Here is a 16,839-nt window from a genome sequence, read left to right on the forward strand (position 1 = left end):
CGCGGCGGCATTCCGGCAGGCTGGATCCATGAGCGCGCGCATCGAGGTGGAGGGGCCCGGCGGGCCCGAGGTGATGACCCTGACGGACGGGCCGGTGCCGGATCCCGGCCCCGGCGAGGTGCGGATCCGCGTGCACGCCGCGGGCGTCAACTTCATCGACACGTACCGGCGCAGCGGCGTCTACCCGATGGCGCACCCGTACGTGCCGGGTTCCGAGGCCGCGGGCGTCGTCGAGGCGCTCGGCGACGGCGTGAGCGGCGTGCACGTCGGCGACCGCGTCGCGACCGCCGAGGCGTCCGGCACCTACGCGCAGCACGCGCTCGTCCGGGCGGAGACCCTGCTGCCCGTGCCCGACGGCGTCGCGATGGAGACGGCCGCCGCGCTCCCGCTGCAGGGCCTCACCGCGCACTACCTCGCGACGAGCTCGTACCCGGCCGGCCCCGGGGATCGCGCGCTCGTCCACGCGGGCGCCGGCGGCGTGGGGCTCCTGCTCACGCAGCTGCTCCGGGACCGCGGCGTCGAGGTGATCACCACCGTCTCGAACGAGGAGAAGGCCGCCCTCTCGCGCGCGGCCGGCGCGACCCACGTGCTCGGCTACGACGACGTGCCCGTGCGGGTCCGCGAGCTGACGGGCGGCCGCGGCGTCGACGTCGTCTACGACGGCGTGGGCCGCGACACGTTCGACGGCTCGCTCGCCTCCCTGCGGATCCGCGGGACGCTCGTGCTCTTCGGCGCCGCGAGCGGCCAGGTGCCGCCGTTCGACCTGCAGCGCCTCAACTCCGGCGGATCCCTCTCGGTCACGCGCCCCACGCTCGCCCACTTCCTGCTCGACGCCGAGGAGCGGCGGTGGCGCGCGGGCGAGCTGTTCGCGGCCGTGCTCGACGGATCCCTCGACGTGCGCGTCGGCGCGACCTACCCGCTCGCCGAGGCAGCGCGCGCCCACGAGGACCTCGAGGCCCGGCGCACCACGGGCTCGGTCGTCCTGATCCCCTGACCGCGCGCCCGGCACGAGCGCCTACCCTCGATCCATGCCCGCATCCGGTACCCCGCTGAAGCGCCTCGGCTTCCTCACCATCGGCACCTTCGACCCGGCGGATCCCGCGGCCGGCCACGAGACCACGCTGCGCGTCATCGAGCGGGGCGAGGAGCTCGGCTTCGACAGCGCGTGGCTGCGCCACCGCCACCTCCAGCACGGGATCTCCTCCCCCGTCGCCGTGTTGGCCGCGGCCTCGCAGCGCACCCGCCGCATCCAGCTGGGCACGGCCGTCACGCCCATCGGCGCGGAGAACCCGTTCCGCCTCGCCGAGGACCTCGCGACCGTCGACCTCCTCACCGGCGGCCGCCTGCAGCCCGGCTTCAGCGCGGGCGCGCCGATGTCGTTCGACCGGTACCGCGACGCCATCTACCCCGACACCCTCGAGCAGGAGGAGCTCGGCTACGACCGGCTCCTGCGCTTCCGCGACCACGTGCGCGGCGACGCCGTGAACGACCGCGCCGGGCGCGAGGGCCAGGAGGAGTTCGCGTCCACCGTGCAGCCGCAGTCCGCGGGGCTCGTCGACCGGCTCTGGTACGGCGCGGGCAGCACGCGCTCCGCGGTGTGGGCCGCGGAGAACGGCTTCCACCTGCTCACCTCCAGCGTGATCCAGGGCGAGCTCGGGAACGACTTCGCCGAGAACCAGCGCGCGCAGGTCGACGCCTACCGCGCCGCCCACCCGCACGGCGCCGAGGCCCGCGTCTCGCAGGGACTCGTCGTGATCCCGACCGACCGCGCGACGCCCGAGCAGGTCGCCCGCTACGAGGCGTACGCCGCGTCCCGGGCGCATCGCGTCGGCGTGCCGATGGGGCCCCGGAAGATGCTCTTCGCGGCGGACCTGGTGGGAACGTCCGAGGAGATCGCCGCGACCCTGCACGCGGACGCCGGGTTCCAGGCGGTCGACGAGGTCGCGTTCGCGCTGCCGTTCACGTTCGGCGAGGCCGACCTCGAGCAGATCCTCACCGACATCGCCGAGCGCCTCGGCCCGGCGCTCGGCTGGTCGCCGGCCGCCTGACCCGGCGCGCAGGCGCACCGCCTACCCTCGTGCCATGCCCGCACCCGGATCCCCGCCGACGCGCCTCGGCTTCCTCACCACCGGCCCCTTCGATCCCGCGGATCCCGCTCCCGGCCTGGAGGAGGCGCTGCGGCTCGTGGAGCTCGGCGACGCGCTCGGGCTCGACACCGCGTGGCTGCGCCCCGACCACCTCCGGCCCGCGATCTCCTCCGCCACGGCCATGCTCGCTGCGGCCGCCGCGCGCACGCGCCGCATCGCGCTCGGCACCGCGTCGATCCCCGTCCGCGCCGAGAACCCGCTCCGCCTCGCCGAGGACCTCGCGACCGTCGACCTCCTCTCCGGCGGCCGCCTCCTCCCCGGCCTCTCGGTCGGCAACCCGGGTCGCGTCGCCGCCCTCGACCGGGCGATCCACCCCGTCACCGCCGCGCACGAGGAGCCCGGCCGCGAGCGGCTGCTGCGCCTCCGCGACCTGCTGCGCGGCGGCCGGGTGCCCGGCGCGGACGCGCACGACGCGGATCCCGACGACGACGAGGCCGTGACGCCCACCGTGCAGCCGTCCTCCCCCGGGCTCGCCGACCGGCTCGGCTACGGCGCGGCGACGCTCCGCACCGCGGCCTGGGCGGGAGCGCACGGCTTCCGGCTGCTGGCGTCGGGCGTGACCGAGCGCGGATCCGGCGGCGGCTTCGGCGAGGACCAGCGCGCGCTCATCGACGCCTACCGGGACGCGCACCCGGACCCGGCCGCCGCCCACGTGACCCTCGCGCTCGTGGTGGTGCCCACCGACGGCGCGACGGCGGAGCAGCGCGCGCGGTACGCGGCCGACGCGGCGGCGCGCGCCGAGCGCTCGGCCCGCGCGGAGGGTCGACCGGGCGGCGCGAGCATGGTCCGCGCCGGCGACCTCGTGGGCCCGGCCGACGAGCTCGCCGCCGCCCTGCGCGCGGATCCCGCAGTGCACGCCGCCGACGAGCTCGCGATCGCGCTGCCCGACGGCCTCCGCCCGGACGACGCGACGCAGATCCTCACCGACGTCGCCCGCCGCCTCGGCCCCGCCCTCGGCTGGTCGCCCGCCGCCTGACGCCTGACCGCGGCCCGCGCACGACGACGCCCCTCCCGCGAGCTGCGGGAGGGGCGTCGTGATCCGGCGAGGGATCAGTGCATGCTGACCGCCTCGGCCGACGCGCCCTCGCGGAAGCGCTCGAGCGGGACGCGCACCATCGACCAGGAGATGATCGATGCGCAGGCCACGCCGATCGCCGCGGCCAGGAAGACCACGTGGTACCCGTCGACCTGCTGTTGCAGCGGGTTCGCCACGCCGTCCGTGACGGACGCGGTGACGGCCGAGGCGAACAGGGCGGTGAAGACGGCCGTGCCGATGGATCCGCCGATCTGCTGCGTGCCCGTGAGCGCCGCGCCGGCGACGCCCGCGTCGCGCGGCTCGATGCCGGACAGCGCGACGTTCTGCATGGGCACGAACACGCACGCGAGCCCGATGCCGAGCAGGATCTGGCCGGGCAGCACCTGCACGACGTACGCGCCGTCGACCGTGACCCGGCTGAACCAGAGGAGCCCGGCGGCCGCGATGAGCGGGCCGACCGTCATGAGGACGCGCGGGCCGACCTTCGGGAGGAGCCGCGCGATCTGCGGGGCCGTGAGCATGATCGAGGCGGCCATGGGCAGCGACGCGAGGCCCGAGATCAGCGGCGACATGCCGAGCACGATCTGGAAGTGCAGCGTGAGGTACAGCAGCCCGCCGAGGAGCGCCGCGCCCACCATCACGGAGGTCAAGTACGCGCCGCCGCGGGTGCGGTCGGCCACGACGCGGAGCGGCAGCAGCGGGTTGCGCGCCCGCGACTCCCACCACACGAAGGCGACCATGATCCCCACGCCGAGCGCCAGGAAGCCGATGGTGTCGGGCTGCGTCCAGCCGTTCTCCGCGCGGGAGAAGCCGTACACGATCGACGCGAGGCCGAGGGTGACGAGCAGCGCGCCGGGGACGTCGTAGCTGCGGTCGCCGTCGGCGCGGCTCTCCTTCACGAGCGGGATGCCCGCGACGATCGCGACGATCGCGATGGGCACGTTGACGAGGAGGCACCAGTGCCAGCTGAGGTACTCGGTGAGCACGCCGCCGAGCAGCAGGCCGACGGCCGCGCCGGATCCGGCGATCGTGCCGTAGACCGCGAACGCCTTGACGCGGTCGGGGCCGGACGGGAACGTCACCGACAGCAGCGCGAGCGCGGCGGGCGCGAGGAGCGCCGCGAAGACGCCCTGCAGGCCGCGAGCGATGAGGAGCATCTCGCTCGAGACGGCGAAGCCGCCGAGGGCGGAGGCGGCCGCGAAGCCGACCATGCCGAGGAGGAAGGAGCGCTTGCGGCCCCAGTAGTCGGCGATGCGGCCGCCCAGCAGGAGGAGGGAGCCGAAGGCGAGCGCGTAGACGGTGACGACCCAGGTGCGGTCGGCGTCGGTCATGCCGAGGTCGCGCTGGGCGGCGGGCAGGGCGATGTTCACGATCGTGCCGTCGAGCACGACCATCAGCTGCGCGAGGGCGACGACGGCGAGGAGGATCCACTTGCTGCGGGCGGACGGCGCGGCGGGGGCGGCGGGGCCGGACGGCGCGGCGGAGCCGGAGGTCGCGGCGGCGGACGTGGAGGGCGGTGCGTTCTCGGGGGTGCGTGCGTGCGAGATCTGGTGCTCCTGGATGGTCGTGCGGCGCCCGGGCGGGCGAGGACGGTCCAATCTAGGGCCGCGTCGGGCGCAGAGTCAAACGAACCGGTTCGTTTGACATACGCTGTTCACATGGCAGAGACGACGGGGTCCGCCCGATCCACCGACGAGAAGCAGGACGACGTCCGGCACCGCATCCTCCTGGCCGCGCGCGAGGAGTTCGCCGCCCACGGGCTGGCCGGCGCGCGGGTCGACCGCATCGCCCGCTCGGGCCGCGCGAGCAAGGAGCGGCTGTACGCGCACTTCACCGACAAGGAGTCGCTGTTCCACGCGGTGCTGAAGCTCAACGGCATCGAGTTCTTCTCCGCGGTGACGCTGGATCCCGCCGACCTCCCCGGCTTCGTCGGCCAGCTCTTCGACCACGCGTACGAGCACCCGCAGCACCGCCGGATGCTCGCCTGGGCCCGGCTCGACGGCGTCGCGCTCGACGTGCCGCACAGCGAGACGTCGCCGTCGGCCAAGGTGCAGGCGATCCGCCGCGGGCAGGCGGAGGGGCACATCGACCCGTCGTGGGATCCGCAGCGCCTCCTCACGATGCTGTTCGCGCTCGCGCAGGCGTGGGTGCAGTCGCCGTACCCGGCCATGCACGCGGACACGCCCCGGGCGCGCGCCGCCGACCGGGCGGCCGTCGTTGAGGCGGCCCGGCGGATCACGGCGCCGGCCCCGCGCTGACGCCCGTCCCTCCCCCTGTGCATCCGCGCCGGCATCCTGCGGATTCCCCGGGTGAGGGAGACGGTTCCCAGGGCCCGCCCGTAGCGTGAACGCATGTCCGACACCCTGACCCGCGAGTACGAGGCGGGCTCCAGCCACGCGCATCCGCTGCGGCGGTTCCTGCGCCGATGCCGGGCCTGGATCGAGCTGCACCCGAAGGCGCGCTGGCTGTACCGGATCCTCGTGGGGATCCTCGGCCTCGCCATCGTCCTCGTCGGCATCGTGCTCATCCCGCTGCCCGGCCCCGGCTGGCTCATCGTCTTCCTCGGGATCGCCGTGCTCGGCACCGAGTTCCCGGCCGCGCACCGCGTGAACGTGTTCCTCAAGCGCCAGCTGCACCGCTTCTGGGACGCCTGGCGTCGCTGGCGCGCCTCCCGCGCCGAGCGCCGCGCGGCCCGCACCACCCGCTGACCCGCGCGGCCGCCCTCCCGGCGGCCGCGGCATCTCCCCCTTCCGGTCGATCCGCCGGCCGCGCCGCGATCCGTAGGGTCGGGACATGCCCTCCCTCGCGCACGTCCCCCGCATCGGGTCCGCCCGTCGTGCCCGCGTCGTCGGCCGGGAGGCGGCCCTCGTGGCGCTGTCGCTCGTGGTCGGCACCTTCGCGTTCGGCGCCGTGCTCACGTTCCTCGCGGACGCCGGCGCCACCGGCACCCGGATCGGGCTCCTCCTCGTGCTCGACGCGGCCGCGGGGCTCGTCGGCATCGCGATCCTGCCGCTTCGCCGCCCGGCGCCCCTCACGGTCGCGGTGGCGCTCGGCGTCATCGCGGCGGTGTCGAGCCTCGGGCTCGTGGCCGCGGCCATCGCCCTCGTGTCGCTCGCGGCCCGACGCCAGCCGAAGCGGATCGCCGTCGCGGCCGTCGTGTGGATCGCGGCCGTCGGCGCCTGGGAGGGCGCCGGCCTCTCCTACCTGCCCGTGACCCCGGCGGAGCTGCCGCTCACGGGGGCGCTGATGCTCGTGGTGCTCGGCCTGCTGATCGTCGTGGGCCTCTACGTCGGCGGCCGCCGGGAGCTGCTGGCGTCGCTCCGGGAGCGCGCCCGGCTCACGGAGGAGGAGCAGGCCCTCCGGTCCGCGCAGGCCGCCGACCACGAGCGCACCCGGATCGCGCGGGAGATGCACGACGTGCTCGCGCACCGCCTGTCGCTCGTCGCCCTGCACGCGGGGGCGCTCGAGTACCGCGACGACCTCGACGCCTGCGAGGTCCGCGCCACCGCGGGCGTGGTGCGCGACAACGCCCGCACGGCGCTCACGGAGCTGCGCGGCGTCCTCGGCGTGCTGCGGGATCCGTCGGGCGCGCCCGCCGCGGCGCCCCCGCAGCCGACGCTCGCCGACCTGCCGGCGCTCCTCGACGAGGCCCGCGCCCTCGGCGTCGAGGTGCGCGCGGACGTCCACCCGGACACCCGGGACGACCTGGCGCTGCTGTCCGCGACGACGTCGCGGCACGCCTACCGCGTCGTCCAGGAGTGCCTGACGAACGCGCGGCGGCACGCGCCGGGCGTGCCGGTCGAGGTCTCGCTCGACGGCCGCCCCGGTGCCTCCCTCCGCATCGTCGTGCGGAACGCCGCGCCGCCGCCCGCCCCATCCGGGCCGCCCGCCGCGACGGCAGGTCACGGCCTCGCCGGGATCGCGGAGCGCGCCCGCTCCCTCGGCGGCACGCTTGACGTCGACCGCCGCGACGGCCGCCACGTGGTCGAGGCGGTGCTCCCGTGGACGGCGTGAGCGCGGGCGGTGCGGCCCTCCCCGGCGTCGTGCCCGCGGGCGGCCCGCCGATCCGCGTGGTCATCGTCGACGACGACGCGCTCGTTCGCGCAGGCCTCGCGATGCTGCTGGGCGGCGGGCACGGGCTCGAGGTCGTGGGCGAGGCGGCCGACGGGCTCGCGGCCGGCGCCGTGATCGCCCGCACCGCGCCCGACGTCGTGCTCATGGACATCCGCATGCCGGTCTGCGACGGGATCACCGCCACGGCCCGCGAGATCGCCCGCCGCCCGGACCTGCCGGTCATCGTCCTCACGACCTTCGACGCCGACGAGCTCGTGCTCGGCGCGCTCCGGGCGGGGGCCCGCGGCTTCCTGCTCAAGGACACGCCGCCGGTGGACCTCGTCCAGGCCGTGCGGCAGGTGACGGCGGGCCGGTCGATCCTCTCGCCGTCCGTGCTCGACACCGTGATCGGCGTGGCGGCGCAGCGCGACCGCGCCGACCGCACGGCCGAGCGGGAGCGCTTCGGGACGCTGACGGAGCGTGAGCAGGAGGTCGCGCTCGCCATCGCGCGCGGCTGGTCGAACGCGCGCATCGCCGCCGACCTGTTCCTCGGCGTGGCGACCGTGAAGACGCACGTGGGGCACGTGCTCGACAAGCTCGGCGTCGAGGGCCGCGTGCAGGTCGCCGTGCTCGTGCACGAGGCCGGGCTCGCTCCGTCGGAGTGAGCCCGGCCTCGGGCGGTGCCGGCCGGAGCCGGTCAGACGTCGCGGATCAGCTCGCGAGCGCCGGGTAGTCGGTGTAGCCCTCGGCGCCGGGGCCGTAGAACGTGGCCGGGTTCGGCTCGTTCGTCTCCGCGCCGGACTCCCAGCGCTCGACGAGGTCGGGGTTCGCGATGACCATGCGGCCGACGGCGACGACGTCCGCCGTGCCCTCGTCGACGAGCTGGACGGCCTCGTCGTACTCGGTCTGCACGCCGAAGCCGCTGTTGATCATGAGCGGGCCGCCGAAGGTCTCCCGGAGTCCCTGCACGAGCTCGCCCGCGGGCTCCGCGTGCAGGATGCTCACGTAGGCGAGGCCGAGCGGCGCGATGCCGGACAGCAGCGCCTCGTAGGTGGCGCGCGTCTCGTCGGCGTCCTCCTCGAGCACGTCCTGGATGTTGTGCGAGGGAGAGATGCGGATGCCGACGCGCTCGGCGCCGATCTCGCGGGAGACCGCGTGCGCCACGTCGATGCCGAGCTTCGCGCGGGCCTCCGGCGATCCGCCGTAGGCGTCGGTCCGCACGTTCGAGACGGGCGAGAGGAACTCGTGCAGCAGGTAGCCGTTGGCCGAGTGGATCTCGACGCCGTCGAACCCGGCGTCGACCGCGTTGCGCGCGGCGACCGCGAGCTCGTCGACGATGAGGGGGACCTCGTCGGTCTCGGGCTCGCTCGGCACGGGGTACGGCTTCTTGCCGGTGGGCACGTGCACCTCGCCCTGGATCGCGATGGCGCTGGGCGCGAGCAGCGGCAGGCCGCCCGTGATGTCCTCGTGCGAGACGCGGCCGCCGTGCATGAGCTGCATGACGATGCGGCCGCCGGCCTCGTGCACGGCGTCGGTGACGCGGCGCCAGCCGGCGATCTGCTCGTCCGTGACGATGCCGGGCTGGCCCGGGTACGCCTTGCTGCGCTCGCTCGTGAACACGCCCTCGGAGACGATGAGGCCGGTGGACGCGCGCTGCCGGTAGTACTTGACGACGAGGTCGCCGGGCACGCCGTGCTCGTCGGAGCGCATGCGGGTCAGGGGCGCCATGGCGACGCGGTTGGGGAGCTCGAGGGCGCCGAGGGCGACGGGGGAGAACAGCTTCACGTGGTGGATCCTTCGTCTCGCGGGTGGCCGGCGCGCGCCTCGACGGATCGCGTCGGGGAGGGCGGCGGGGCCAGCGGCCCCAGCGGACCGCCCTGGGGCAACCCGATGGCCCCGGGGCGGCATTCCTCCGCGGATCCTTCTCCCAGGCCCTCGTCAGGCTCCGGGCGTCCCGGGCGCGTCCGCGGACGCTCGCGTCAGTAGGAGGGGAACGCCTCGACGCGGCGCGCGAGCACGACGTCGTCGGCGGCCAGGTCGTGCCAGCCGCGGAGGAGGTGCCGCGAGTCCCAGCCGACGGACGCGTACGGCAGCCAGATCGTGAACAGCCAGCCGAGGACGAACCCGTTCTGCACCACGCCGCGGAGCAGGGCCCGGCCGAAGCCGAGGGTGCCTGGCTCCGAGAAGCGCTGCACGCGGATCCCGACCATGGCCTTGCCGGGCGTCGTGCCCTTCCAGCCCAGCCACCACGTGGCGATGAGGAGGTAGGCGAGGAGGCTGATGAAGGTGGCCAGCACGGCTCCACCGACGTGGGAGTTCATCATGTCGACGGCGGCCTCGCCGAAGAGCTGCAGGTCGTTGATCCGCTGCTGCGCGATCCCCTGCAGCGGGATGACGAACGCCCCCGCCGAGAGCCCGCCGACGAGGCCGAAGACCACCTGGTCGAGGATCCGCCCGGCCGCCCGACGGCCGACGCCGGCGAGGCGCCAGGCGGGGTCGATGTGCGCGGGGAGCGGACGCAGCGCGTGCGGCAGGAGGGCGAGCCCGTAGCCGGGCGGCGGGACGGCGCCGGGGTGCGTGGCCGGGTACGGACCGGCCGGGTAGGGGCCGCCCGGGTACGCGGCGCCCGGGTAGGAGCCGTCCGGGTAGGCGGTGTCGGATGCGGAGGAGGGCGCGTACGCCGGCGCGCCCTCCGCGTCGCCGGCTGCCCGTGCCTGCGCCTGGTCCGCGTCCGGCCGTCCGTCGTCGTGCGTGTCGCTCATCGCGTCTCCCCGTGGTCGCTGCGCCGCCGTGGCGCGGATCCAGCGTATCCAGCGACCGGGAGGACCGGGACGCGCGGAGGGCCCGGCACCCTCGCGGATGCCGGGCCCTCCCGATCGTGCTGGTGACGCGAGCGTCAGCCCTGGATCTCCCCGCGGGAGACGGCCTCGGCGTACTTGCGGAGGTCCGGCCCGGGCTCGAAGTCGATGAACCGGTCCTTCAGCTGCTCGAAGAGGCGCTGGTACACGGTCTCCCAGTCCTGGCCCTCGAGCTCCTTGGCCGCGGTCAGCACGGCCTCCTGGAGCACGCGGTCGCTGTCCGTGAGGATCTTGTCGCGCGCCTCCTGGTTCCAGACGATCTCGGACGTGTCCATGATCAGGCCTTCACGTCCCCGCGCCAGGCGCCGTCCTCGGTGCCGCGCTTCTCGATGAACTCCTTGAAGTTCTTGAGGTCGGCCTTGATGACGTGGTCGTCGACGCCGATCGCGGCGCCGACCTTCTCGACGAGGCCCTTGGCCTCCCAGTCCAGCTGGACGGTGACGCGGGTCTCGGTGTCGCTGAGCTTGTGGAACGTGACGACGCCGGCGTGGTCCTCGTCGCCGCCCGTGGAGTTCCAGGCGACGCGCTCGTCGGGGTGCTGCTCGGTGATGTTGGCCTCGAAGGTGCGCTCGACGCCGCCGATCTTGACCTTCCACTCGGTGAGCGTGTCGGTGACCTGCGTGATCGACTCCACGTAGCTGAGGAAGTTCGGGAACGACTCGAACTGGGTCCACTGGTTGTAGGCGGTGCTGACGGGGACGTTGACGTCGACGGTCTCGATTACCTGGGGCATTGCTTCTCCTCGTTCGGATTCGGTGCGTGGGGTCGGATCGTCGTGCGATCCGGGAGCCCGGGCGCCGGTGTGGACACCGGCGCGGGCACGTCTCTGACGCTACGCCGGGGCCCGACCGGGTATCCCGCACCCGAGGAATGCACAGGGAACGTTCAACCGGCGGTCACGCCTCGGCGGGCAGCCCGGGCTCGAGCATCCGGTGGACGAAGGCGCGCGACCACGAGGCGTAGACGCGGGAGGCCTGCGCGGCGTCCGGATCGCCCAGGTCGATGACGCTCTCGCCGGGGAACGGGACGGCGACGGCCTCGGGGCGGGACGCGACGATCTCGGCCGTGACGCGGTTGAGCAGCCGTCCGTGACGGGCGGCGACGGCGCGCCAGGCCGCGGGGATCCCGACGCTCTCGTTCAGCGGCGGCACCTCCGGGATGAGCACGCGCGCGCCGGCGGGGAGGCCCCGCGCGAGGTCCTCGAGGGCGGCCCACAGCAGCCTCCGCCAGGTGCGCTGCGGCGTGAGGCGGATGCTGTCGCCCACGCCCACCATCAGGAGCACCACGTCGACGCCGTCGAGGAGCGCCCGGTCGCGGACGGTGCCGGCGGCGGTGTGGATCGTGAGGTCGGAGAACGGGCGCGTCGCCCACTCGACGCCGCGGCCCGTGCGGCGGGCGAGCTGGCGGGAGAAGTGGCCGGCCATGCCGAGCTCGTGCGAGAGGACGCCGAAGCCGACGGCGGTCGCCTCGCCGATGACGAGGACGCGCTGCGGATCGTCGCCGGCCACGGCGCCGGATCCGGCATCGCGCGGGAACACCGTGCCCTGGAGGCCGGCACGGAGGGCGACGTACTGCACGAAGATGGCGGGCCGGGCCGCGGCCTGCGCGATGCGCCTGATGCGTCCCGTCATGCGTCGCACCCCCCGGTCGTGGACGCGTCCAGCGTAGTCCGCCGGTCAGACGCCGCGGGCGCGGAGGAAGGGCATGGGCGAGGTGGCGACGCCGCCCTGCCGGATCTCGAAGTGGAGGTGGCAGCCGGTGCTGAGGCCGGCGCTGCCGACCGCGCCGATCTGCTGGCCCGCCTGCACGGTCTGCCCGGTGCGGACCATCACGCCGTACGAGTACATGTGGCCGTAGACGCTCGTGACGCCGCCGCCGTGGTTGAGCGTGATCGCGTTGCCGAAGCCGCTGGATCCGCCCGCGAACTGCACCGTGCCGGCCGCCGTCGCGTAGATCGGCGTGCCGCAGCCGGCGCCGAAGTCGTCGCCGGCGTGCAGGCGCCAGTAGCCGAGGATCGGGTGGAGGCGCATGCCGTAGGACTGGTACGAGCCGTAGCTGCGGATGGGCATGGTCCAGCCGGACGACGAGGGCTGGCCGCCCGACGACGGCGGGCGCGGGGCGTTGGCCGGCGGGCGCGCCGCGGCGTTCGCGGCGGCGGCAGCGGCCGCAGCGGCTGCGCGGGCGTCGGCCTGTCGGCGGGCCTCCGCGGCCGCCTCCTCCTGGCGCTTCCGCTCGCCGATCGCGAAGCCCTCCTCGACGGAGATGCGGGAGTCGCGGAGCGTGGTCAGCTGCGCCTGGAGCTCGGAGCTGCGGGCCTCCTGCTCGGCGAGCGCCTGGTCCGCGCGGGCCTGCGCCGCCGACGCCTCCTGCAGCTTCGCCTCGGCGTCGGCGGCGAGCGCGGCGAGCGCCTCCTTCGCGACGGACGCCTGCTTGCCGAGCGACGCGGCCGTGCGGGCGGACGTGACGGCGGCGGTGAACGCGGTGTCCTGGCGGTCGGCGAGCTTGGTGGCCGTGCCCATGCGGGCGAGGAGGGCGTCGGCGTCCTCGCCGCCGCTCGTGAAGAGGCGGAGGGAGACGTCGCCGCCGCCGCCGCTGCGGGCGAGCTGGGCGACGAGCTGGCCGACCTGGCGCTTCGCGTCGTCGGCGTCGGACTGGGCCCGGGCGGCCTTGGACTCGAGGGCCTCGAGCTCGCCGGTCGCCTCGTCGAGCGCGTCCACCGCGGCGGCGTGCTCGTCGGCGCGCTGGAGGGCGAGCGCCGTGGCGGCCTCGACCTCGGCGGAGAGGCCGGAGATGAGTGAGGTGATGCGCGTGACCTGGTCGGCGGTGGCCTGCTCGCTGGATCGCGCGGCCTGCACCTCGGACCAGGTGGGGTACTCCTCCGCGGCCTGCGCCGACGGGACGCCGAGGCCGAGCAGGAGGGCGGAGGCGGCGAGGGTCGCGGCCACCCGCAGGCGCGGCGCGGTCGCGTTCCGCGGGCGCCGGACGGCGGGGCGGGAGGTGCGTGCGGTGCGGGAGATGGCGTGCCTCATCGAGGTCGGTGGAGCGCGGATCTTTCGACGGTAACCGAAATACGCGCGAACATCACCATCCACTTTCGTTTCCGTACCTGAGGAAATACCGCTCGACCCTAGGATCGGGGCGCAGGACGACCGGCGTCCGGTCGGGAGCGCGCATGACGGTCATCGAGGCGCCCGGCGGACGGGCCCAGGCGCGCGGGGCGGGCATCGTCACCGCGGTCGTCGGCTTCGCCGGGACCTCGGCGGTCGTGCTCACCGGCCTCACGGCGGTGGGGGCGTCGCCGTCGCAGGCCGCGTCCGGGCTGCTCGCGCTGTGCGTCACGCAGGGCCTCGGGACCGTGCTCCTCGCCCACCGCTTCCGCCGGCCGATCACGCTCTCCTGGTCGACGCCCGGGGCGGCGCTGCTCATCGGGTCCGGCGCCGTCGAGGGCGGCTGGGCCGCGGCGGTCGGCGCGTTCCTGGTGTGCGGGATCCTCGTGCTCGCGACCGCGCTCTGGCCGCTGCTCGGCCGCCTGGTGCGCCTGATCCCGGCGAGCGTGGCCGCCGCGATGCTCGCGGGCGTGCTCCTCCCCCTGTGCGTCGCGACCGTGACGGCCGCGGTCGCCACGCCGCTCGTCGTCGTGCCCGTGGTCCTCGCGTGGCTCGTCGCCGCCCGCCTCGCCCCGCGCTGGGCGGCCCCGACCGCGCTGGCCGCCGCGCTCGTGGTGGTCGGGATCTCGCTCGCGGTCGCGGGGCCGGCGCCCGGATCGTCGCTCGACCTCGCGCACCTCGTGCCGCGGATCGAGCTGACGGCGCCCGTGTTCACGGTGGCGGCGGCGGTCGCGCTGGGGATCCCCCTCTTCGTCGTGACGATGGCGTCGCAGAACCTCCCGGGCGTCGCGGTGCTCGCGAGCTTCGGCTACGAGACGCCGTGGCGGGCCGCGATGACGACGACCGCGGCGGCCACGCTCGTGAGCGCGCCGTTCGGCGGGCACGCCGTGAACCTCGCCGCGCTGTCGGCCGCGCTCTCCGCGGCGCCCTCCGCGCATCCGGATCCCGACGAGCGGTGGCGCGCGGCGAGCACGGCCGGGTGGACCAACCTCGTGCTCGGGCTGGCGTCGGCCGCGCTCGCGGCCGTGATCGTGGCGGGTCCGGCCGGCGTCGTCGCGGCCGCCGCCGGGCTGGCGCTCGCGCCGTCGCTCGCGTCGAGCCTGGCGTCCGCGATGCGGGAGCCGGGGGCGCACCTGCCCGCGATCGCGACGTTCGTGGTGGCGGCCTCCGGGATCACGGTCGGCGGGCTCGGCGCCGCGTTCTGCGCGCTCGTCGCCGGCGTGCTCGTGCACCTCGCGCTCCGGACGCGCGCGACGCGGAGTGACAGACTCGATCGACACGAGGAGCGCGACGCCGCATGAGCCACGACACCACCCCCGCACCACCCGGAGCCGACGCCGCCGTCGCGCCCCGCGACCCCGAGCTGCAGAGCACGACCTGGACGCTGGTGCTCGCCCTGAGCGCCGAGCAGGTCTCGGGCGACGGCACGAGGTCCGCCCGCCTGGCCGAGGCGCAGGCCGCGTTCGAGCGCCTGCTGCCCGCCGACCACGTCGTCGTCCGCTGGACCCGCGAGGTCGGCCGGATGATGACCGAGGAGGCGCGCCTCTGGACCCGGTGGGAGCTGTTCACGCCCACGGTCGCGACGCCGCTGAAGCTGTGGTCGGAGGGCTACGTCGACGAGGCGTGGTTCGCGGAGCGGCTGGAGGACGACCCGTTCGTCCCCGTCGTGATGAAGGCGCCCGCCGACGTCGCCGAGGACGGGGCCGAGTCGTGAAGGTCCTCGTCACCGGATCCCGCGGCAAGGTCGGCCGCGCCGCCGTCGAGGCGCTCGTCGCCGCCGGCCACGACGTCACGGGCGTCGACCTCGTGCGTCCCGTCTTCGACGCGGGCGTCGTCGTGCCCGGCCGCTACGTGATGGCGGACCTCACCGACCAGGGCGACGCCTTCGCGGTCGTCGCCGGCATGGACGCCGTGGTGCACGTCGCCGCGATCCCGCAGCCCACCGGCAACCCGGCGCACGTCGTGCTGCAGACGAACCTCATGTCGACGTTCCACCTCATCGAGGCCGCCGTGCGCTTCGGGGTGCCGCGCTTCGTCAACATCTCGAGCGAGAGCATCGTCGGCAACTTCTTCCCGGAGCGGCCGTTCCTGCCCGACTACGCGCCCGTGGACGAGGAGCACCCGCTCCACCCGCAGGATCCGTACGCGCTCTCGAAGGCGTTCGGCGAGCAGCTGATGGACGCGGCCGTGCGCCGCTCCGACATCCGCGTGATCTCGCTGCGCCCGAGCACGGTGCACAACGACGACAACTACGCCTCGAACCTCGGCAAGCAGGTGCGGGACGCCTCCGTGCTCACCGCGAACCTGTGGAGCTACATCGACGCGGACGACCTGGCCGACGCGATCGTGCTCTCGGTCGCCTCCGACCTGCCGGGCCACGAGGTGTTCTACATCGCCGCCGCCGACAACGCGGGCGGGCACGACTTCGCCGCCGAGCTGCGCCGCCACTACGGCGACGCCATCGAGCTGCGCGCGATCGAGCGCGTGGACTCCTCGGGCATCTCGACCGCGAAGGCCCGCCGCCTCCTCGGCTGGGAGCCGAAGCGCAGCTGGCGCGACCACCTCGACGCCGACGGGAACGCGCTGCCCCGCTAGGCGGATCCGTCCGCGGGCGCGGGTCCCGTCGACGCGCGCGCGACGAGCGAGGTCGGCACCACCGTGGTGGCGGCATCGCCGCCGTCGAGCCGCTCGATGAGCCGGCGCGCGGCCGCGGCGCCGAGCGCCGTGCGGTCGACCGCGATCGTCGTGAGCGCCGGGGCGAGGAACCGGCTCGTGCCGAGGTCGTCGTGGCCGACGACGCTCACGTCGACGCCCATACGGAGCCCCGCGGCGTCGGCGGCCGAGTAGACGGCGGTCGCGAGGTAGTCGCTGCTCGTCACGATCGCGGTCGGGCGCGTGCCGGCGGGCTCGGCGAGCGCGCGCGTCAGCGCCTCGACCGCGGCATCGTGCTGCATGGCGCTCTCGATGACGCGGGGGACGAGGCCGCGCTCCCCCGAGATCCGGTGGAAGGCCGCCACGCGCTCGTCGTCGGCGCTGCGGTCGCGCGGCGCGGCGACGATGGCGACGCGCCGGTGGCCGAGGTCCGCGAGGTGCGCCAGCGCCTGCGCGACGGCCTGCTCGCCGTCGACGTGCACGCGGCTGGCGTCGATGCCCGGCGCGTGGCGGGCGCCGTTGATGAGCACGAGGGGCTTGGCCGTGGATCCGTCCCAGTCGGCCGCCGCGCTCCCCCCGCCGATCGGCGCGAGCGCCAGGCCGTCGACCCCGCGGGCCGCGAAGGTGGCGACGAGCTCGGCCTCGCGCGCGGGCGAGTAGTCGGCGGATCCGATGACGACGCCGAGCCCGGCCGCCGCGCACGTGGCGTCGAAGCCATGGATCACGTCGAGGAAGAAGGGGTTCCGCATGTTGCGGATGAGGAGGCCGACCGCGCCCGAGCGCCCGGTGCGGAGCGCGACCGCGGAGGTCGACGGGACGTAGCCGAGGCGCGCGGCGGCCTCCTTGACGCGCGCCCGCACGACCTCGCCGACCCCCGAGCGCCCGTTGAGCGCGAAGCTCGCGGCGGCCGCGGAGACGCCGGCCTCGCGCGCCACGTCGGTGAGCGAGACCCGGCGGCGCGGGGCGGGGTCGCGGGTCATCCGTCA

The 16,839-nt window shown here is 75.3% G+C and carries 18 protein-coding genes; 10 read left to right on the forward strand and 8 right to left on the reverse strand.

All coding sequences use genetic code 11. From position 1 onward, the window contains the following. Nucleotides 1-28: 28 nt before the first annotated feature. The 3 genes from FGI33_RS10190 to FGI33_RS10200 are packed head-to-tail and all read left to right on the forward strand — an operon-like array spanning nucleotide 29 to nucleotide 3,123. The gene (locus FGI33_RS10190; RefSeq protein WP_119434046.1) at nucleotides 29-994 is read left to right on the forward strand and encodes a quinone oxidoreductase family protein; all 966 of its coding nucleotides are present in this window, start codon (nucleotides 29-31) and stop codon (nucleotides 992-994) included. Nucleotides 995-1,028: 34 nt separating this feature from the next. Next, the gene (locus FGI33_RS10195) at nucleotides 1,029-2,048 is read left to right on the forward strand and encodes an LLM class flavin-dependent oxidoreductase (RefSeq protein ID WP_119434047.1); all 1,020 of its coding nucleotides are present in this window, start codon (nucleotides 1,029-1,031) and stop codon (nucleotides 2,046-2,048) included. Nucleotides 2,049-2,082: 34 nt separating this feature from the next. Continuing rightward, on the forward strand, nucleotides 2,083-3,123 hold the full coding sequence (locus tag FGI33_RS10200) for an LLM class flavin-dependent oxidoreductase (RefSeq protein WP_237581823.1): 1,041 nt from the start codon (nucleotides 2,083-2,085) through the stop codon (nucleotides 3,121-3,123). A 74-nt stretch (nucleotides 3,124-3,197) separates the two neighbouring features. Here the strand turns inward: FGI33_RS10200 and FGI33_RS10205 are convergent, their stop codons facing one another. After that, nucleotides 3,198-4,781, reverse strand: a complete 1,584-nt coding sequence (locus FGI33_RS10205; RefSeq protein WP_119435146.1) for an MFS transporter — start codon at nucleotides 4,779-4,781, stop codon at nucleotides 3,198-3,200. A 60-nt stretch (nucleotides 4,782-4,841) separates the two neighbouring features. Between FGI33_RS10205 and FGI33_RS10210 the strand changes: the two genes are divergently transcribed. From FGI33_RS10210 to FGI33_RS10225, 4 genes are all read left to right on the forward strand, one after another. Next, nucleotides 4,842-5,441, forward strand: a complete 600-nt coding sequence (locus tag FGI33_RS10210) for a TetR/AcrR family transcriptional regulator (protein WP_119435145.1) — start codon at nucleotides 4,842-4,844, stop codon at nucleotides 5,439-5,441. Between the two features lie 93 nt (nucleotides 5,442-5,534). Beyond that, nucleotides 5,535-5,891, forward strand: coding sequence for a TIGR02611 family protein (locus tag FGI33_RS10215; RefSeq protein WP_119435144.1), 357 nt, complete (start codon nucleotides 5,535-5,537; stop codon nucleotides 5,889-5,891). Nucleotides 5,892-5,976: 85 nt separating this feature from the next. Next, nucleotides 5,977-7,197, forward strand: a complete 1,221-nt coding sequence (locus tag FGI33_RS10220) for a sensor histidine kinase (protein WP_237581824.1) — start codon at nucleotides 5,977-5,979, stop codon at nucleotides 7,195-7,197. Then, nucleotides 7,194-7,901: a response regulator gene (locus FGI33_RS10225; protein WP_182623357.1), complete on the forward strand. Its 708-nt coding sequence runs from the start codon at nucleotides 7,194-7,196 to the stop codon at nucleotides 7,899-7,901. Before FGI33_RS10220 ends, FGI33_RS10225 begins: the two co-directional genes overlap by 4 nt. Nucleotides 7,902-7,947: 46 nt before the next feature. On the opposite strand, the gene FGI33_RS10230 is transcribed toward FGI33_RS10225, so the two are convergent. The 6 genes from FGI33_RS10230 to FGI33_RS10255 form a co-directional block, all read right to left on the reverse strand. Further along, nucleotides 7,948-9,021: an alkene reductase gene (locus FGI33_RS10230; RefSeq protein ID WP_119435409.1), complete on the reverse strand. Its 1,074-nt coding sequence runs from the start codon at nucleotides 9,019-9,021 to the stop codon at nucleotides 7,948-7,950. Between the two features lie 194 nt (nucleotides 9,022-9,215). Further along, complete coding sequence (locus tag FGI33_RS10235) at nucleotides 9,216-9,998, reverse strand: RDD family protein (RefSeq protein ID WP_237581825.1); 783 nt, start codon at nucleotides 9,996-9,998, stop codon at nucleotides 9,216-9,218. Between the two features lie 134 nt (nucleotides 9,999-10,132). Next, the gene (locus FGI33_RS10240; protein ID WP_119435465.1) at nucleotides 10,133-10,369 is read right to left on the reverse strand and encodes a hypothetical protein; all 237 of its coding nucleotides are present in this window, start codon (nucleotides 10,367-10,369) and stop codon (nucleotides 10,133-10,135) included. Between the two features lie 2 nt (nucleotides 10,370-10,371). After that, a complete protein-coding gene (locus tag FGI33_RS10245) occupies nucleotides 10,372-10,827 on the reverse strand; it encodes an SRPBCC family protein (protein ID WP_119403032.1) in 456 nt (151 codons plus the stop codon). 163 nt (nucleotides 10,828-10,990) lie between these two features. After that, nucleotides 10,991-11,725 carry an SGNH/GDSL hydrolase family protein gene (locus FGI33_RS10250; RefSeq protein WP_119435466.1) on the reverse strand — a complete coding sequence of 245 codons (735 nt, stop codon included), beginning with the start codon at nucleotides 11,723-11,725 and terminating at the stop codon, nucleotides 10,991-10,993. A gap of 45 nt (nucleotides 11,726-11,770) precedes the next feature. Next, nucleotides 11,771-13,123, reverse strand: coding sequence for a M23 family metallopeptidase (locus tag FGI33_RS10255; protein WP_237581826.1), 1,353 nt, complete (start codon nucleotides 13,121-13,123; stop codon nucleotides 11,771-11,773). Between the two features lie 143 nt (nucleotides 13,124-13,266). On the opposite strand from FGI33_RS10255, the gene FGI33_RS10260 reads away from it, so the two are divergent. Genes FGI33_RS10260 through FGI33_RS10270 form a run of 3 tightly spaced genes read left to right on the forward strand, consistent with a single transcriptional unit; the run spans nucleotide 13,267 to nucleotide 15,796 of the window. Further along, the gene (locus tag FGI33_RS10260) at nucleotides 13,267-14,502 is read left to right on the forward strand and encodes a benzoate/H(+) symporter BenE family transporter (RefSeq protein ID WP_237581827.1); all 1,236 of its coding nucleotides are present in this window, start codon (nucleotides 13,267-13,269) and stop codon (nucleotides 14,500-14,502) included. Continuing rightward, entirely contained in the window at nucleotides 14,499-14,915 is a 417-nt protein-coding gene (locus FGI33_RS10265; RefSeq protein ID WP_119435553.1) for a hypothetical protein, read from the forward strand. The genes FGI33_RS10260 and FGI33_RS10265 overlap by 4 nt, the downstream gene beginning before the upstream one ends. Further along, nucleotides 14,912-15,796 (forward strand): NAD-dependent epimerase/dehydratase family protein, encoded by an 885-nt coding sequence (locus FGI33_RS10270; protein ID WP_094126381.1) that lies wholly within the window; start codon nucleotides 14,912-14,914, stop codon nucleotides 15,794-15,796. The genes FGI33_RS10265 and FGI33_RS10270 overlap by 4 nt, the downstream gene beginning before the upstream one ends. On the opposite strand, the gene FGI33_RS10275 is transcribed toward FGI33_RS10270, so the two are convergent. Beyond that, nucleotides 15,793-16,833: a LacI family DNA-binding transcriptional regulator gene (locus tag FGI33_RS10275; RefSeq protein ID WP_237581828.1), complete on the reverse strand. Its 1,041-nt coding sequence runs from the start codon at nucleotides 16,831-16,833 to the stop codon at nucleotides 15,793-15,795. The two genes, FGI33_RS10270 and FGI33_RS10275, sit on opposite strands and share 4 nt — an antisense overlap. Nucleotides 16,834-16,839: the final 6 nt, after the last annotated feature.

Source organism: Clavibacter phaseoli, assembly GCF_021922925.1.
GTDB lineage: Bacteria > Actinomycetota > Actinomycetes > Actinomycetales > Microbacteriaceae > Clavibacter > Clavibacter phaseoli.

What these genes read in the sequence shown, in the direction of transcription:
- FGI33_RS10190 (WP_119434046.1), top strand. Translation starts at nt 29, where the DNA reads ATGAGCGCGCGCATCGAGGTGGAGGGGCCCGGCGGGCCCGAGGTGATG.
- FGI33_RS10195 (WP_119434047.1), top strand. Translation starts at nt 1,029, where the DNA reads ATGCCCGCATCCGGTACCCCGCTGAAGCGCCTCGGCTTCCTCACCATC.
- FGI33_RS10200 (WP_237581823.1), top strand. Translation starts at nt 2,083, where the DNA reads ATGCCCGCACCCGGATCCCCGCCGACGCGCCTCGGCTTCCTCACCACC.
- FGI33_RS10210 (WP_119435145.1), top strand. Translation starts at nt 4,842, where the DNA reads ATGGCAGAGACGACGGGGTCCGCCCGATCCACCGACGAGAAGCAGGAC.
- FGI33_RS10215 (WP_119435144.1), top strand. Translation starts at nt 5,535, where the DNA reads ATGTCCGACACCCTGACCCGCGAGTACGAGGCGGGCTCCAGCCACGCG.
- FGI33_RS10220 (WP_237581824.1), top strand. Translation starts at nt 5,977, where the DNA reads ATGCCCTCCCTCGCGCACGTCCCCCGCATCGGGTCCGCCCGTCGTGCC.
- FGI33_RS10235 (WP_237581825.1), bottom strand. Translation starts at nt 9,998, where the DNA reads ATGAGCGACACGCACGACGACGGACGGCCGGACGCGGACCAGGCGCAG.
- FGI33_RS10240 (WP_119435465.1), bottom strand. Translation starts at nt 10,369, where the DNA reads ATGGACACGTCCGAGATCGTCTGGAACCAGGAGGCGCGCGACAAGATC.
- FGI33_RS10245 (WP_119403032.1), bottom strand. Translation starts at nt 10,827, where the DNA reads ATGCCCCAGGTAATCGAGACCGTCGACGTCAACGTCCCCGTCAGCACC.
- FGI33_RS10250 (WP_119435466.1), bottom strand. Translation starts at nt 11,725, where the DNA reads ATGACGGGACGCATCAGGCGCATCGCGCAGGCCGCGGCCCGGCCCGCC.
- FGI33_RS10255 (WP_237581826.1), bottom strand. Translation starts at nt 13,123, where the DNA reads ATGAGGCACGCCATCTCCCGCACCGCACGCACCTCCCGCCCCGCCGTC.
- FGI33_RS10260 (WP_237581827.1), top strand. Translation starts at nt 13,267, where the DNA reads ATGACGGTCATCGAGGCGCCCGGCGGACGGGCCCAGGCGCGCGGGGCG.
- FGI33_RS10265 (WP_119435553.1), top strand. Translation starts at nt 14,499, where the DNA reads ATGAGCCACGACACCACCCCCGCACCACCCGGAGCCGACGCCGCCGTC.
- FGI33_RS10275 (WP_237581828.1), bottom strand. Translation starts at nt 16,833, where the DNA reads ATGACCCGCGACCCCGCCCCGCGCCGCCGGGTCTCGCTCACCGACGTG.